The sequence below is a fragment of the Pseudomonas sp. B1(2018) genome, assembly GCF_003097365.1.
In the GTDB taxonomy this organism is placed as follows: domain Bacteria; phylum Pseudomonadota; class Gammaproteobacteria; order Pseudomonadales; family Pseudomonadaceae; genus Aquipseudomonas; species Aquipseudomonas laurylsulfatiphila.
In genome coordinates, this window is record NZ_PYUK01000003.1 from 138,621 (window position 1) to 153,981 (window position 15,361).

The following is a 15,361-nucleotide window of genomic DNA, read 5'->3' on the forward strand; positions in this document are numbered from 1 at the left end:
AAAGCCCGACCGGTTGCGACATCGCGGTCTTCGGTGCGTCCACCCCCTATGTTAGAGTGGCGCACTTTTTCGAGGGGGCTGTCACTGTGTGGGAATTGGTCAAATCCGGCGGCTGGATGATGCTGCCGATCATTTTGAGCTCCATCGCGGCCATGGCGATCGTTGCCGAGCGTCTGTGGACCCTGCGGGCCAGCCGCGTGACCCCGGAGCACTTGCTCGGGCAGGTCTGGGTCTGGATCAAGGACAAACAGCTCAACAAGGAAAAACTCAAGGAACTGCGCGCCAACTCTCCGCTGGGCGAAATCCTGGCGGCCGGCCTGGCCAACTCCAAGCATGGTCGCGAGATCATGAAGGAGTGTATCGAAGAGGCCGCACAACGGGTCATCCATGAGCTCGAGCGCTACGTCGCCGCCCTCGGCACCATCGCCGCCATGGCGCCGTTGCTGGGCCTGCTGGGTACGGTGCTGGGCATGATCGATATTTTCAGTGCGTTCACAGGCTCAGGCATGACCACCAACGCTTCGGTACTGGCCGGTGGTATTTCCAAGGCCCTGATCACCACGGCCGCGGGCCTGATGGTGGGTATCCCCGCAGTGTTTTTCCACCGTTTCCTGCAACGCCGGATCGATGAGCTGGTGGTGGGCATGGAGCAGGAAGCGATCAAGCTGGTCGAAGTGGTGCAGGGCGATCGCGACGTGGACCTGACCGGGAGCAAAGCGTGAAATTCCGCCGCAAACCACGGGAAACGGTGGACATCAACCTCGCATCGCTGATCGACGTGGTGTTCATCCTGTTGCTGTTTTTTGTCGTGACCACCACCTTCACCCGTGAAACCCAGTTGCGCGTCGATCTGCCGGAAGCCGTCAGCGGTACGCCGGCCGACGATCAGAGCAAGCCGCTGGACATAGCCATCAGCGCCGACGGCGTGTTCTCGGTGAACAACCAGATCCTGCCGAAAAGCGACCTGGCCTCGCTGATGGACGCACTGCAAAAAGAAGCCAACGGCGACACCAACCGGCCGCTGTCCATCAGTGCTGACGGCAAGACTGCGCATCAGTCCGTGGTGACGGCCATGGATGCCGCCGGCAAACTCGGCTTCAGTCACTTGCGCATGACCACCATCGAGGCGGCGCCTCCCGCGCCCTGATGGCCATGTCCGATCGATTGCTCGCCGCGTGGTACGCAGGTCATCCGGCCCTGAAGCTGTTACAGCCACTGGAATGGCTGTACCGACGCGTGGTCATGAACAAGCGCAAGCGCTTTCTGGCGGGTGAGGGCGAGATCTACCAGCCGCCGGTGCCGCTGATCGTGGTCGGCAACATCACTGTAGGAGGCACCGGCAAGACGCCGCTGATTCTATGGATGATCGAGCACTGCCAGCGCAGCGGCCTGCGGGTCGGCGTGGTCAGCCGCGGCTATGGCGCCAAACCGCCACAATTGCCCTGGCGGGTCGAGGCCGAGCAGAGCGCCGACGTCGCCGGTGACGAGCCGCTGCTGATTGTCCAGCGCACGGGCGTGCCGCTGATGATCGACCCCAATCGCAGCAACGCCGTCAAAGCCTTGCTGGCCAGCGAGCCACTGGACCTGATCCTGTCCGACGATGGCATGCAGCATTACCGCATGGCTCGCGACCTGGAGCTGGTGCTGATCGACGCCGCCCGCGGCCTGGGCAACCGCCGCTGCCTGCCCGCCGGACCGTTGCGCGAACCGGTCGAGCGCCTGCAAAGCGTCGACGCGGTCCTCTACAACGGTGCCGCATCCGACCGCGACGATGGCTTTGCCTTTCAATTGCAACCTACCGCGCTGGTCAATCTGCGCAGTGGTGAGCGCCGTCCCCTCGACTGTTTCCCTGTCGGCCAGGCCCTGCACGCGGTCGCCGGTATCGGCAATCCGCAACGTTTCTTCAAGACCCTCGAAACGCTACACTGGCAGCCTGTTCCACATGCGTTTGCCGACCACGCCGAATACAGCGTGCAGGCGTTGAATTTCACGCCGTCATTGCCGTTGGTGATGACGGAAAAAGACGCGGTGAAATGCCGTGCCTTTGCCGCCGCCGACTGGTGGTACCTGGCGGTCGATGCCGTGCCGTCACCGGCCTTCGTGGCCTGGTTCGACACACAGTTGATGCGCCTGCTGCCGGATCGTTTGTTGCCTTAACTCCGTTTTTTCCAGGGAATGCTCATGGACACCAAATTGCTCGACATCCTCGCTTGCCCGGTCTGCAAAGGCCCGCTCAAGCTCAGCGCCGACAAGACCGAGCTGATCAGCAAGGGCGCCGGCCTGGCCTACCCGATTCGCGACGGCATCCCGGTGATGCTCGAGTCGGAAGCACGCACCCTGACCACCGATGAGCGTCTGGATAAATGACCACAGCCTTTACCGTCGTCATTCCATCGCGTTATGCCTCCACCCGCCTGCCAGGCAAGCCGCTGCTGCTGATCGCCGGCAAGCCGATGATCCAGCACGTCTGGGAACAGGCGAGCAAAAGCAGCGCCGGGCGGGTGGTGGTTGCCACTGACGACGCGCGCATCGTCGAGGCCTGCAAGGGCTTCGGTGCAGAAGTGGTGCTGACCCGTGAGGATCACAATTCCGGCACCGATCGCCTGGCCGAAGTCGCGATGAAGCTGGGCCTGGCGCCCGATGCCATCGTCGTCAACGTGCAGGGCGACGAGCCGCTGATCCCGCCGAGCGTGATCGATCAGGTCGCCGCCAATCTGGCGGCCCACGCTGAAGCGCGCATGGCCACCCTGGCCGAGCCGATCGAAGACGCGGACACCCTGTTCAATCCCAACGTGGTCAAGGTCGTCAGCGACCTCAATGGCCTGGCGCTGACGTTCAGTCGCTCCACCTTGCCCTGGGCGCGGGATGCGTTTGCCGTGAACCCTGAGCAGTTGCCGGAAGGTGTGCCGTATCGCCGCCATATCGGTATCTATGCCTACCGCGCCGGTTTCCTGCAGGATTTCGTCAACTGGGGTCCGTGCTGGCTGGAAAACACCGAGTGCCTGGAACAGCTGCGTGCCCTGTGGCACGGCGTGCGGATCCACGTGGCCGACGCATTGATCGCGCCGCCGGCCGGCGTCGATACCGCTGAAGACCTTGAGCGCGTCCGTCGCCTGCTGGAGGCGTGATGCGCGTTTTGTTCGTGTGCCTGGGCAACATCTGCCGTTCTCCCACGGCCGAAGGCGTGCTGCGGCACAAACTGCGCGAAGCGGGGCTGGCCGATCAGGTTGAGGTTGCCTCCGCCGGCACCGGTGACTGGCATGTCGGCAAGGCGCCGGACAAGCGCAGCCAGGCCGCGGCGAAGCTGCGTGGTTACGACTTGTCGGCCCAGCGCGCCCGGCAAGTCAGCCGCGCCGATTTTGCCACCTACGACCTGATCCTCGCGATGGACAACAGCAACCTGCGCAACCTCAAGGCCTTGCAGCCCGCCAAGGGCAAGGCCGAGCTGGACCTGTTCCTGCGCCGTTACCAGTCGCCGATCGATGAAGTGCCGGACCCGTACTACGACGGCGAGCAAGGCTTCGAGCAGGTGTTGGACCTGATCGAGCGCGCCAGTGATTTGCTGGTGATTGAATTGAAGGGACGGTTATGAGTTTGCAGGTTCGATCGCAGGTATCGCTCAAGCCGTTCAACAGCTTTGGCGTGGATGTCCAGGCCCGGCTGTTTGCCGAGGCCCATAGCGACGCCGATGTGCGGCAAGCCCTGGCCTACGGGCTGGAGCACAAGGTCCCGGTACTGGTGATCGGCGGTGGCAGCAACCTGCTGCTGACGGCCGATATCGATTCGCTGGTGCTGCGCATGGCCACTCGCGGGATTCGCGTGCTGAGCGATGACGACGGCAAAGTGGTGATCGAGGCCGAGGCGGGCGAGCCCTGGCATCCCTTTGTGCAACACACCCTGTCGCTTGGGTTGTCCGGCCTGGAAAACCTCAGCCTGATTCCCGGCACCGTGGGTGCGGCACCGATGCAGAACATCGGCGCCTACGGGGTCGAGATCAAGGACGTGTTCGCCGGCCTGACCGCCCTCGATCGCCAGACCGGCGAACTGCGCGACTTCAGCCTGGGGGAGTGCAACTTTGCTTACCGCGACAGCCTGTTCAAGCAGGAACCGGGGCGCTGGTTGATCCTGCGTGTGCGCTTCGCCCTCGACCGTGCCGCGCATTTGCACCTGGAGTACGGCCCGGTGCGTCAGCGCTTGACCGAACAAGGTATCGACCATCCGACCGCCAGCGATGTCAGCCGGGCCATTTGCAGCATCCGCAACGAGAAACTCCCGGACCCGGCCGTACTCGGCAATGCCGGCAGTTTCTTCAAGAACCCTTTGGTGTCGGCGGCGCTGGCTGCACGGCTCAAGGGCGAATTCCCGGACCTGGTGGCCTATGCGCAACCCGACGGGCAGATGAAGCTGGCCGCTGGCTGGCTGATCGAGCGGGCGGGCTGGAAAGGGTTTCGCGATGCCGACGCAGGTGTTCACAAGCTGCAGGCGCTGGTGCTGGTCAACTATGGCGGCGCAACGGGCCTGCAATTGCTGAACCTGGCGCAGCGCATCCAGAAAGATATTGCAGAACGCTTCCATGTCGACCTGGAAATGGAACCGAACCGGTATTGATGAGGCAGCCGCGAGCTACAAGCCTCAAGCGGCAAGCTACAATCCTTAAATTCAGGCTCTTCGCTGTTTTGCTTTTACTTAAAGCTTGCAGCTTAAAGCTTGCAGCTAAAAAGCCCTGTCTCAGCAGGGCTTTTTTTTGTTAATGCTCGGTTAACTTAGTCAGCTAACGATGCACACTCTTGCTCCACCAAAGGCCCGGTGCAGACCGTTTGCGTCCGCACAAGAGAGCCGATTAGCCTGAGTCGATCTGCGTGCGACCCACCGAGATCCAGCGGCAGATTGCTCGACCCCATCACTCAAGATCCATGCGGGCGTGCACATGATTACCCTGAAGCTCAATGGTCAAGACCATCAACTCGACGTCACCGAGGACATGCCGCTGCTCTGGGCGATCCGCGACGTGGCCGGTTACAACGGCACCAAATTTGGCTGCGGCATGGGCCTGTGCGGGGCCTGCACCATTCATATCGAAGGGGCTCCGGCACGCAGTTGCATCACGCCCATCGGTTCTGTCGTCGGTCAGAACGTCAGCACCATCGACAACCTGCACGCCGACCCGATCGGCAAAGTCGTCCAGCAAGCCTGGCTCGACACGGCGGTCGCCCAGTGCGGTTTCTGCCAGGGTGGGCAAATCATGTCGGCGACAGCGCTGCTCAAGACCCACCCGAACCCCAGCGACGAGCAGATTGAAGAAGCGATGGTCGGCAACATCTGCCGCTGCGGCACCTACAACCGCATCAAGACCGCCATCCGCCAGGCCTCCACTCACCTGAAGGAGGCCAAGGCATGAGCCGCTTACCGAATGATTTCACCCTGAGCAATCTGAGCCAGCTCAGTCGCCGTGGCTTTCTCAAAGGCGTGGGCGCCACCAGTGCGCTGGTATTGGCCGCGAGCTGGGGCTGGCAAGACGCTTTTGCCGAAGAAAAAGACAAGAAGTTCGGCGCCGACGGCATGCCCCACGGCTGGGTCGACGATCCGAAGGTCTATGTGAGCATTGCCGCCGATGGCACGGTGACCGTGATCTGCAACCGCTCGGAAATGGGGCAGGGCGTGCGCACCAGCCTGACCATGGTGGTGGCTGATGAACTGGAAGCCGATTGGGCGCGGGTCAAGGTACAGCAGGCCCCGGGCGATGAAGCACGCTTCGGCAACCAGGACACCGACGGCTCACGCAGCATGCGCCACTGGTACGAACCGATGCGTCGTTGCGGGGCTGCTGCACGCGCCATGCTGGAACAGGCCGCGGCTGACCAGTGGAAAGTCTCGGTGGGCGAGTGCCATGCGCAACTGCATAAAGTCATCCATAAACCCTCGGGCCGCGAACTGGATTATGGTGCGCTCGCCGCCGCTGCCAGCGCTTTGGCGGTACCGGCGCGTGACAGCCTGAGGCTCAAGCAGCCTTCGGAATTCCGTTACATCGGCAAGGAAGGCACCAAGGCCATCGACGGTGAAGACATCGTCAACGGCCGTGCGGTGTACGGAGCCGACGTGCATTTCGACGGCATGCTCTACGCGACGATTGCCCGGCCCACGGTGTATGGCGGCAAAGTCAAAAGTTTCGACGCCAGCGCGGCGATGAAAGTCCCTGGCGTGGTCAAGGTGCTGCAGATCGAAAGCCGTCCGTTGCCTTCGGAGTTCCAGCCCCTGGGTGGTATCGCCGTGGTGGCGAGCAACACCTGGGCGGCGATCAAGGGCCGCGAGGCGCTGAAAATCGAGTGGGATGACGGCCCCAACGCCAGCTACGACTCGATCGCCTATCGCAAGGAGCTCGAAGCGGCCTCGCTCAAGCCTGGCAAGGTGGTGCGCAATACCGGCAACATAGACGAAGCCATGAGCAGCGCCGACAGTACGCTGGAAGCCTCCTACTACTTGCCGCATTTGTCACAATCACCGATGGAGCCGATGGTCGCCATTGCGCGATTCAAGGACGGTGCGTGCGAGGCCTGGGGGCCAAGCCAGGCACCGCAGGTCACCCGGGAACGGATCGGTGAAAGGCTGGGCCTGCCGTTCGACAGCGTCACGTTCAACGTGACCTTGCTGGGTGGCGGGTTCGGGCGCAAATCCAAGCCTGACTTCATCATCGAAGCCGCGATCCTCGCCAAGGAATTCCCCGGCAAAGCGGTGCGTGTGCAATGGACCCGCGAAGACGACATTCATTGTTCCTACTTCCACACCGTTTCGGCCGAATACCTCAAGGCCGGCCTGAACAAGGACGGTCTGCCGTCCGGCTGGCTGCACCGTACTGTGGCGCCGAGCATCACGGCGTTGTTTGCGCCGGGCATGAACCATGAGGCGGCGTTCGAGCTGGGCATGGGCTTCACCAACATGGCGTATGCGATCCCCAACATTCGCCTGGAAAACCCTGAGGCCACGGTGCATACCCGCGTCGGCTGGTATCGCTCGGTGTCGAACATTCCCCATGGCTTCGCGATCCAGAGTTTTATCGATGAACTGGCGCACAAGGCCGGGGAAGATCCGCTGAAGTACCAGATCAGATTGCTCGGCCCGGACCGTCGGATCGATCCGCGCACCTTGAGCGAAGAGTGGAACTACGGTGAATCCCCCGAGCGGTATCCGATCGACACCGCGCGCCTGCGCACGGTACTGGAGACCGCCGCCAAAGCCGCCGGATGGGGGCGCGAGCTGCCCAAGGGGCGCGGCCTGGGCCTGGCGGTGCATTACAGCTTCGTGACCTATGTGGCGGCGGTGATCGAGGTCGAGGTCAAGGACGACGGTACGCTTGTGGTGCACAAGGCCGACATCGCCGTCGATTGCGGGCCGCAGATCAATCCCGAGCGGATTCGCGCGCAATTCGAAGGGGCCTGCGTCATGGGCCTGGGTAATGCGGTGCTCGGGGAAATCAGCTTCAAGGACGGCAAGGTCCAGCAGGATAACTTCCACATGTACGAAGTGGCGCGCATGTCCCTGGCGCCGAAGGAGGTGGCTGTGCATCTGGTGACGCCGCCGGGTGATGTGCCATTGGGCGGTGTCGGTGAGCCGGGTGTGCCACCGATTGCGCCGGCCCTGTGCAACGCGATCTTTGCTGCCACCGGCAAGCGCATTCGCAACCTGCCGGTTCGTTATCAGTTGTCGGGCTGGCAGCAGGCCGGAGCCTGATGGACAGCGCCGACCTGAACGTCCTGCGCAGTGTGCTGCAATGGCAGCGCGCCGGTCAGCGGGTAGTGTTGTACAGCGTGGTCGAAACCTGGGGCACGGCGCCCCGGGCACCCGGCGCCATGCTGGCCCTGCGTGACGACGGTGTGGTGATTGGTTCGGTTTCCGGCGGGTGTGTCGAGGATGACTTGATTGCCCGGCTGCACGACGGCCGTCTCGCACTGGACGGGCCGCCGGTGCAACTGATCACGTACGGCGTGACCCGCGAGGAAGCCGCGCGGTTCGGCTTGCCCTGCGGCGGCACCTTGCGCTTGACCGAGGAGCGCATCGACGATGGGGATTGGGTCGAGCAACTGCTGGCCCGATGCGAGGCCCATGAAATCGTTGCCCGTGAACTGAACCTGGCCTCCGGCGAAGTGCTTTTGCGTCCGGCCAATAAAGCCGACGTCTTGACGTTTGACGGTCAGACCTTGCGGGCGATCTATGGGCCGCGCTGGCGCTTGCTGTTGATCGGTGCGGGGCAACTGTCGCGCTATGTCGCGGAAATGGCCCGCCTGCTGGATTTCGAGGTGCTGATTTGCGATCCGCGCAGTGAGTTCGTCTATGGCTGGGAAGAGCAGCACGGACGATTCGTCTCGGGCATGCCGGATGAGGCGGTGTTGAACATCCAGACCGATGAACGCACGGCCATCGTGGCCTTGACCCATGATCCGCGCCTGGACGACATGGCGCTGCTCACGGCCCTGGATTCCAAAGCCTTTTACGTTGGAGCGCTGGGGTCGCGGGTCAACAGCCAGAAGCGCCGGGAAAACCTGGCTCAACTGGGTTTGTCGCAATCGGCGATTGACCGTTTGCACGGTCCGATTGGCTTGCATATCGGCAGTCATAATCCAGCGGAAATTGCCTTGTCGCTCATGGCGGAGATCGTGGCGGTCAAAAATGGCGTCGAACTGAAACAGAAGAAAGTCTTGCGGGAGAAGGTATGAGCGAGTCCATTGGCGTCGTCGTACTGGCGGCGGGGCGGGGCAGTCGGTTTCGTCAGGAAGCGGGCGCCGAAAGGGATAAGTTGGTGGCCGATTGCACCGGGCGTGACGGCGTGGTGCGGTCCGTCATCGAGCACACATTGGTCAACCTGCCGGCGACGCTGGGCAAACGCGTATTGGTCACCACTGCTGACCGCCCGCAAGTGATTCGCATGGCTCAGGCCTATGGCTGCGAGATTGTGCTGATCGAATCGACCGGCATGGGCGACAGCATTGCCGCTGGGGTCGCTGCCTGCCAACAACTCGATGGCTGGCTGATGGTGCTGGGGGATATGCCGTTCATCCTGCCGTCCAGTATCGAGCAAGTGGTGGCGGGTATTGGCGATGACAGTATCAGTGTGCCCGTACAGGGCGGTAAGTATGGACATCCGGTCGGATTTGGACGGGACTTCGCAGCGGGATTGATGGCGCTCTCGGGGGATCGTGGCGCGAAACCACTGTTTGCCCAAGGGCGGGTGGTTGAAGTGACTGTGGATGATCCAGGTGTGTTGTGGGATGTGGATGTGCCGCAGGCATTGAACTTCAAGCCAGCCTAGATCCTCTGTAGGAGCTGCCGCAGGCTGCGATCTTTTGATCTTGTTTCCCGACCGATTTCGAAACCGCCAAAAGATCGCAGGCTGCGCCAGCTCCTACAAGGTGTCGGATGTACCTGTAGGAGCTGCCGCAGGCTGCGATCTTTTGATCTTGTTTCCCGACCGATTTCGAAACCGCCAAAAGATCGCAGGCTGCGCCAGCTCCTACAAAGTGTCGGATGTACCTGTAGGAGCTGCCGAAGGCTGCGATCTTTTGATCTTGTTTCCTGATCGATTCCGAAATCGCCAAAAGATCGCAGGCTGCGCCAGCTCCTACAAAGTGTCGGATGTACCTGTAGGAGCTGCCGCAGGCTGCGATCTTTTGATCTTGTTTCCCGACCGATTCCGAAATCGCCAAAAGATCGCAGGCTGCGCCAGCTCCTACAAGGATTGCGGTGAAGTCCGGATATAAAAAAAGCCCCGCCTGGGTTCACCAGGCGGGGCTTTTTAGTGGCCGATGGAATCAGGCGAGAGGTTTGGTCTCGTGCTCTTTTTCCAGGGCTTGCTCGTGTTGCTCTACCGCTTCCTGAACAGAACGCGGCGCTTCGTGGATCACCGACTCGGCCGGCTCGGCAACCACTTCAGCGGCCGGGGCAGGCGCGGCCTCAACCACTTCAGCAACAACTGCTTCAACCGGAGCCGCAGCGGCAGCCAGTTCGGCTTCCTTCTGCAGGCGCTCGGCTTCACGCTTGCGACGACGCACTTCACGCGGGTCGTTAGGCGCACGGCCACTTGGCGTCAGGGCGCTGACAGGAGCGGCTTCGACGACCGGCGCAGGCGCTTGGGCGACGACCGCAGCTTCAGCAGCAGGAGCTTCAACGACAGGAGCTTCAACCTCCGGCGCTGGAGCCGGTTCCGCGGCGGCAACCACCGGCTCGGAAACCATGGCTTCGGCCACTTGGGTCTCGGCAGCTGGCGCTGGTGTTTCAGCGACGGCTGGCTCGGCTACCCAGTTGAACGCCGTTTGCTCTTCACGCACTTCGCGAACGGTTTCAGTCACTGTCTCGACGACAGCTTCTGCAGCTACGGCAGGAGCTTCAACCACTGGAGCCGGCTCGACAGCCGCTTCAACGGCTGGCTGTGCTTCAGGTGCTGGCGCCACTTCGATTTCCGGCGAGGCGGTGACTTCGACCGGTGTGGTCGCTTCAACGGCTGGCGCTTCAACCTGAGCCGCTTCCAGGGTCGCGGCAGTGGCGCGTTCGGCTTGCACATTGGCTTCAGCTTCGGCTGGAGCGCTGATCACGCTGCTGGCAACGGCTGCGGTGACAGCCAGGCCGGCGGCCAGATCGGCAGTGCTTGGCGCTTCGGCATTTTCGCCGGACTCGGACTCTTCCGAACCTTCGATCACGTTGCCGTTGGCGTCACGCTGACGCTCGCGACGGTTGCTGCGACGACGCTGGCCACGGGAACGGCGGCGTGGACGATCGCCTTCGGCGTTTTCCTGACCCTCTTCCTGCAGTTGCTCTTCGTTGGTGGTCAGTTCTTCTTCGGCAGCGGCGGCGGCAGCTTGTTCGGCACGAGGCTGACGCTCTTCACGCGGTGGGCGTGGAGCACGCTCTTCACGTGGCTGGCGAGCCGGACGCTCTTCTGCGGTAGCAGCGGCGGCCGGAGCAGCCGGAGCGGCATCCAGAGGCTCGCGCAATTCACGCACGCGCTCTTCACGCTCGCCACGTGGCTTGCGATCTTCACGCGGGGCGCGCGGTGCACGTTCTTCACGAGGCGCGCGTGGTGCGCGTTCTTCGCGAGCTACTGCCGGCGTTTCTTCACGGCTCTCGCGAGGCTCGCGCACTTCGCGTGGCTGACGTTCTTCACGCGGCTCACGTGGCGCGCGCTCTTCACGCGGTGCGCGTTCTTCGCGCGGCTTGCGCTCTTCATCGCGGCGACCGTTACGGTTGCGGCTCTGCTGGCGACCGTTGCGACGCTCTTCGTTGCGGGCCGGACGCTCGGCAGCTGGCTTTTCAACCACAACCGGCGCGACAGGCTCTTCCTTGGTGGCGAACAGGCTCACCAGCGACTTCACCAGGCCTTTGAACAGGCTTGGCTCAGGCACGACGGCCGGAGCCGGGGCCGGAGCGGCAACTTCGGTAGGAACCGGAGCGTTGGCGCGTGCCGGAGCGGTCTTGACCGCGGCTTCCTGGCGAACCAGGGTGCGGGTCGCAGCGGCTGGCTGGACTTCTTCGACTTCGGCAGCGGCAGCGGCGATTTCGTAGCTGGACTGGTTGGTCGCTGCTTCCGGGCTGTCATCACGCAGGCGTTGCACTTCGAAGTGCGGCGTCTCGAGGTGATCGTTCGGCAGGATGACGATGCGGGCGCGGGTGCGCAGTTCGATCTTGGTGATCGAGTTGCGTTTTTCGTTGAGCAGGAACGCAGCCACCGGGATCGGCACTTGTGCACGAACTTCGGCGGTGCGGTCTTTCAGGGCTTCTTCTTCGATCAGGCGCAGGATCGCCAGGGACAGCGATTCAACGTCACGGATGATGCCGGTGCCGTTGCAACGCGGGCAGACGATGCCGCTGCTTTCGCCCAGGGACGGACGCAGGCGCTGACGGGACATTTCCAGCAGGCCGAAGCGCGAGATGCGACCGACTTGCACGCGAGCGCGGTCGGCTTCCAGGCATTCGCGGACTTTCTCTTCCACGGCGCGCTGGTTCTTGGCAGGGGTCATGTCGATGAAGTCGATGACGATCAGACCGCCGATGTCGCGCAGGCGCAACTGACGGGCGATTTCTTCGGCCGCTTCAAGGTTGGTCTGCAGCGCGGTTTCTTCGATGTCGCTGCCTTTAGTGGCGCGCGCCGAGTTGATGTCGATGGACACCAGGGCTTCGGTCGGATCGATCACGATGGAGCCGCCGGAAGGCAGTTCGACAACGCGCTGGAAAGCGGTTTCGATCTGGCTTTCGATCTGGAAACGGTTGAACAGCGGAACGCTGTCTTCGTAGAGCTTGATCTTGCTGGCGTACTGCGGCATCACCTGGCGGATGAAGGTCAGGGCTTCGTCCTGGGCTTCAACGCTGTCGATCAGCACTTCGCCGATGTCCTGGCGCAGGTAGTCGCGGATCGCGCGGATGATCACGTTGCTTTCCTGGTAGATCAGGAACGGCGCGGCGCGGTCCAGCGAGGCTTCCTTGATGGCGGTCCACAGTTGCAGCAGGTAGTCGAGGTCCCACTGCATTTCTTCGCTGCTGCGGCCCAGGCCGGCAGTGCGCACGATCAGACCCATGTCGGCCGGGGCAACCAGGCCGTTCAGGGCTTCACGCAGTTCATTGCGCTCTTCGCCTTCGATGCGACGGGAGATACCGCCGGCACGCGGGTTGTTCGGCATCAGCACAAGGTAACGACCGGCCAGGCTGATGAAGGTGGTCAGGGCGGCGCCCTTGTTGCCACGTTCTTCTTTTTCGACCTGAACGATGACTTCCTGGCCTTCGCTCAGGACGTCCTTGATGTTGACGCGACCTTCCGGGGCTTTCTTGAAGTATTCGCGGGAGATTTCTTTGAGGGGCAGGAAGCCGTGGCGCTCAGAGCCGAAATCGACAAAGGCAGCCTCGAGGCTTGGTTCGATGCGAGTAATCCGGCCTTTATAGATGTTGGCCTTCTTCTGCTCGCGTGCACCGGATTCGATGTCCAGGTCGTAGAGGCGCTGGCCATCTACCAGTGCAACACGCAACTCTTCGGGTTGAGTTGCGTTAATCAGCATTCTTTTCATGTAGTACCGTCGGTTTCCGGGCTGCCGGAAACGGCGTTCGGCACACACGACTTCTCACGGTCGGTGTCAGGTGCGTCGGGAGTGGTTGGCCATTTCCCGTGTCCAGCGAAGTCCGGCCAATGTGGGCCTTCATCGCGACGTACGCGTCCTGCTTGCTGTGGCTACTTAAGCACTCAGTCAGGAGGAGGAATCAACCAGCGGCTGTGGACGAGATGAAGCGTCTGGAGAAAGCCTGTTGCTACACAGTCCGGCGGTTGTGCATCTCCACCCTACACGTATCCCTGATAATTCGGGTGCTGCCGCGCGCAGAATCCGCAGCGGGTTGGCATTTACCGTGAGCTCCGAAAGGGGAGGTCACGCATCATGGCTAATTTAGGCGTTGTTTCCGATGCCTTCGCTCGGGGTCATTCGCAGCTGACTGCACTTTGTGAACTGGCCGTGAATATGGCTCGCAAAACGAGTGGAAAACTCTGCTTTGTGGCGTGATTCAGGCCTCATGTCACCTGCGCTCGTTACACCTGCAAACTCCACCGTTACGTAGCGAAAGCCCCGTAGGACGGCCTCGCGTCCTGGTGAATTGCGTTGGTCAGGGCCGGTTTTTGACCGTTGGTCCGCTGTCCAGGCCGCTTTTGGCGGCGTTCGCGACTATAGCAGCAATGATTAAGTGCTTCAATTCCATAAAAAATTGTTATCATCCGCGGCATGACGACGACTACCCCCCCGACTCCAGGCGTACAACTGCTTGAGGTCTCGCCGGAATATGCCGGCCAACGTATTGATAATTTCCTTCTCGCCCGACTCAAAGGCGTGCCCAAGACCTTGATTTACCGCATTTTGCGCAAGGGCGAAGTGCGCGTGAACAAAGGTCGGATCAAGCCCGAGTACAAGCTGCAGGCGGGCGATATCGTGCGCGTGCCGCCGGTTCGCGTGCCTGAGCGCGACGAGCCGGTGCCACTGGCACAAGGCCTGTTGCAGCGGCTCGAAGCCTCGATTGTCTTCGAAGACAAGGCCCTGATCGTGATCAACAAGCCCGCCGGCATTGCGGTTCACGGCGGTAGCGGCCTGACGTTCGGGGTGATCGAAGCCTTTCGTCAGTTGCGCCCCGATTGCAAGGAGCTCGAACTGGTTCACCGTCTCGACCGTGACACGTCGGGCCTGTTGATGATCGCCAAGAAGCGCAGCATGTTGCGTCACTTGCACACCGCGTTGCGCGGTGATGGCGTCGACAAGCGCTACATGGCGCTGGTCCGCGGTAACTGGGCGAGCTCGATCAAGCAGGTTCGTGCGTCGCTGGGCAAGAGCAATCTGCGCTCCGGCGAGCGCATGGTCGAGGTCGACGAGGAGGAGGGCAAGGAGTCGGTGACCGTGTTCAAGGTCCTGCGCCGTTTCGGCGACTTTGCCACCCTGATCGAAGCCAAGCCGATTACCGGCCGGACTCACCAGATCCGCGTCCATACCTTGCACGCCGGGCATTGCATCGCTGGCGACACCAAGTACGGCGACGAAGGTTTCAGCAAGGAAATCCGCGATCTGGGCGGCAAGCGCCTGTTCCTGCATGCCTACATGCTGACCGTGCCGTTGCCTGATGGCGGCGAACTGAAGTTGCAGGCGCCGGTCGACGAGATGTGGGCCAAGACTGTGGAGCGATTGAGTGCGCCCATCTGATTACAAGCTGCTGATCTTCGATTGGGACGGCACGCTGGCCGATTCCATTGGCCGGATTGTCGAGGCGATGCATGTTGCCTCCCGGCGCTCTGGTTTTGAGCAGCGCGACGATTTTGCCGTCAAGGGCATCATCGGCCTGGGCTTGCCGGAAGCGATCCGCACCCTGTACCCCGAGATCGATGACGCCGAATTGATCGCGTTTCGCGAACACTACGCCGAGCATTACATTGCGTCGGAGGCCGTGCCTTCGCCGTTGTTCGAGGGAGTGGTCGAGTCGCTCGAGGCATTTCGTGCCGAGGGTTATCATCTGGCTGTGGCGACCGGCAAGGCCCGTCGCGGGCTGGATCGGGTGCTGAAGGCCCATGGCTGGGAGGATTACTTCGATATCACCCGTGCCGCCGACGAGACCGCCAGCAAGCCCCATCCGCTGATGCTCGAGCAAATTCTCGCGCATTGCGAGGTGCGCCCGGAGCAGGCGTTGATGGTCGGTGATTCGTCCTTTGATTTGCAGATGGCACGCAACGCAGGCATGGGGTCGGTGGCCGTAAGCTATGGCGCTCAATCGATTGATGCGTTGAAGCTGTATGAGCCACGACTGGCCATCGACCGTTTTTCAGAATTGCACGCCTGGCTGAGTCAGCAGGCTTAACCGGTTG

General features: G+C 62.1%; 14 protein-coding genes. 13 read left to right on the plus strand and 1 reads right to left on the minus strand.

All coding sequences use genetic code 11. From position 1 onward, the window contains the following. The first annotated feature begins 86 nt into the window (after positions 1-86). The 11 genes from C9422_RS05755 (at position 87) to C9422_RS05805 (ending at position 9,301) form a co-directional block, all read left to right on the plus strand. On the plus strand, positions 87-722 hold the full coding sequence (locus tag C9422_RS05755; protein ID WP_015096396.1) for a MotA/TolQ/ExbB proton channel family protein: 636 nt from the start codon (positions 87-89) through the stop codon (positions 720-722). Beyond that, a complete protein-coding gene (locus C9422_RS05760; protein ID WP_007972252.1) occupies positions 719-1,147 on the plus strand; it encodes a biopolymer transporter ExbD in 429 nt (142 codons plus the stop codon). The genes C9422_RS05755 and C9422_RS05760 overlap by 4 nt, the downstream gene beginning before the upstream one ends. Next, positions 1,147-2,157, plus strand: coding sequence for a tetraacyldisaccharide 4'-kinase (lpxK, locus tag C9422_RS05765; protein WP_116579974.1), 1,011 nt, complete (start codon positions 1,147-1,149; stop codon positions 2,155-2,157). The genes C9422_RS05760 and lpxK overlap by 1 nt, the downstream gene beginning before the upstream one ends. 24 nt (positions 2,158-2,181) lie before the next feature. Beyond that, a complete protein-coding gene (locus C9422_RS05770; protein WP_003179363.1) occupies positions 2,182-2,367 on the plus strand; it encodes a Trm112 family protein in 186 nt (61 codons plus the stop codon). Beyond that, positions 2,364-3,128, plus strand: coding sequence for a 3-deoxy-manno-octulosonate cytidylyltransferase (kdsB, locus tag C9422_RS05775; RefSeq protein WP_116579975.1), 765 nt, complete (start codon positions 2,364-2,366; stop codon positions 3,126-3,128). The genes C9422_RS05770 and kdsB overlap by 4 nt, the downstream gene beginning before the upstream one ends. Beyond that, positions 3,128-3,592, plus strand: coding sequence for a low molecular weight protein-tyrosine-phosphatase (locus C9422_RS05780; RefSeq protein ID WP_102673880.1), 465 nt, complete (start codon positions 3,128-3,130; stop codon positions 3,590-3,592). Before kdsB ends, C9422_RS05780 begins: the two co-directional genes overlap by 1 nt. Continuing rightward, the gene (murB, locus tag C9422_RS05785; protein WP_116579976.1) at positions 3,589-4,608 is read left to right on the plus strand and encodes a UDP-N-acetylmuramate dehydrogenase; all 1,020 of its coding nucleotides are present in this window, start codon (positions 3,589-3,591) and stop codon (positions 4,606-4,608) included. The genes C9422_RS05780 and murB overlap by 4 nt, the downstream gene beginning before the upstream one ends. A gap of 319 nt (positions 4,609-4,927) precedes the next feature. Further along, positions 4,928-5,398, plus strand: coding sequence for a (2Fe-2S)-binding protein (locus tag C9422_RS05790; protein WP_015096391.1), 471 nt, complete (start codon positions 4,928-4,930; stop codon positions 5,396-5,398). Then, on the plus strand, positions 5,395-7,725 hold the full coding sequence (locus C9422_RS05795) for a xanthine dehydrogenase family protein molybdopterin-binding subunit (RefSeq protein WP_116579977.1): 2,331 nt from the start codon (positions 5,395-5,397) through the stop codon (positions 7,723-7,725). The genes C9422_RS05790 and C9422_RS05795 overlap by 4 nt, the downstream gene beginning before the upstream one ends. After that, positions 7,725-8,708, plus strand: a complete 984-nt coding sequence (locus tag C9422_RS05800; protein ID WP_116579978.1) for an XdhC family protein — start codon at positions 7,725-7,727, stop codon at positions 8,706-8,708. The genes C9422_RS05795 and C9422_RS05800 overlap by 1 nt, the downstream gene beginning before the upstream one ends. Further along, positions 8,705-9,301, plus strand: a complete 597-nt coding sequence (locus C9422_RS05805) for an NTP transferase domain-containing protein (protein WP_116579979.1) — start codon at positions 8,705-8,707, stop codon at positions 9,299-9,301. The genes C9422_RS05800 and C9422_RS05805 overlap by 4 nt, the downstream gene beginning before the upstream one ends. A 499-nt stretch (positions 9,302-9,800) precedes the next feature. Here the strand turns inward: C9422_RS05805 and rne are convergent, their stop codons facing one another. After that, positions 9,801-13,040: a ribonuclease E gene (rne, locus tag C9422_RS05810; RefSeq protein ID WP_116579980.1), complete on the minus strand. Its 3,240-nt coding sequence runs from the start codon at positions 13,038-13,040 to the stop codon at positions 9,801-9,803. Between the two features lie 702 nt (positions 13,041-13,742). On the opposite strand from rne, the gene rluC reads away from it, so the two are divergent. Together rluC and C9422_RS05825 are read left to right on the plus strand one after the other, a co-directional pair. After that, a complete protein-coding gene (rluC, locus tag C9422_RS05820) occupies positions 13,743-14,705 on the plus strand; it encodes a 23S rRNA pseudouridine(955/2504/2580) synthase RluC (RefSeq protein WP_007977058.1) in 963 nt (320 codons plus the stop codon). After that, positions 14,692-15,354 (plus strand): HAD-IA family hydrolase, encoded by a 663-nt coding sequence (locus C9422_RS05825; protein ID WP_007977057.1) that lies wholly within the window; start codon positions 14,692-14,694, stop codon positions 15,352-15,354. Before rluC ends, C9422_RS05825 begins: the two co-directional genes overlap by 14 nt. Positions 15,355-15,361 lie beyond the last annotated feature (7 nt).

Excerpts from the sequence above, each read along its gene's own strand:
- C9422_RS05790 (WP_015096391.1), top strand. The coding sequence starts at position 4,928 with ATGATTACCCTGAAGCTCAATGGTCAAGACCATCAACTCGACGTCACC.
- rne (WP_116579980.1), bottom strand. The coding sequence starts at position 13,040 with ATGAAAAGAATGCTGATTAACGCAACTCAACCCGAAGAGTTGCGTGTT.
- C9422_RS05795 (WP_116579977.1), top strand. The coding sequence starts at position 5,395 with ATGAGCCGCTTACCGAATGATTTCACCCTGAGCAATCTGAGCCAGCTC.
- C9422_RS05800 (WP_116579978.1), top strand. The coding sequence starts at position 7,725 with ATGGACAGCGCCGACCTGAACGTCCTGCGCAGTGTGCTGCAATGGCAG.
- C9422_RS05780 (WP_102673880.1), top strand. The coding sequence starts at position 3,128 with ATGCGCGTTTTGTTCGTGTGCCTGGGCAACATCTGCCGTTCTCCCACG.
- rluC (WP_007977058.1), top strand. The coding sequence starts at position 13,743 with ATGACGACGACTACCCCCCCGACTCCAGGCGTACAACTGCTTGAGGTC.
- lpxK (WP_116579974.1), top strand. The coding sequence starts at position 1,147 with ATGGCCATGTCCGATCGATTGCTCGCCGCGTGGTACGCAGGTCATCCG.
- kdsB (WP_116579975.1), top strand. The coding sequence starts at position 2,364 with ATGACCACAGCCTTTACCGTCGTCATTCCATCGCGTTATGCCTCCACC.
- murB (WP_116579976.1), top strand. The coding sequence starts at position 3,589 with ATGAGTTTGCAGGTTCGATCGCAGGTATCGCTCAAGCCGTTCAACAGC.
- C9422_RS05805 (WP_116579979.1), top strand. The coding sequence starts at position 8,705 with ATGAGCGAGTCCATTGGCGTCGTCGTACTGGCGGCGGGGCGGGGCAGT.
- C9422_RS05770 (WP_003179363.1), top strand. The coding sequence starts at position 2,182 with ATGGACACCAAATTGCTCGACATCCTCGCTTGCCCGGTCTGCAAAGGC.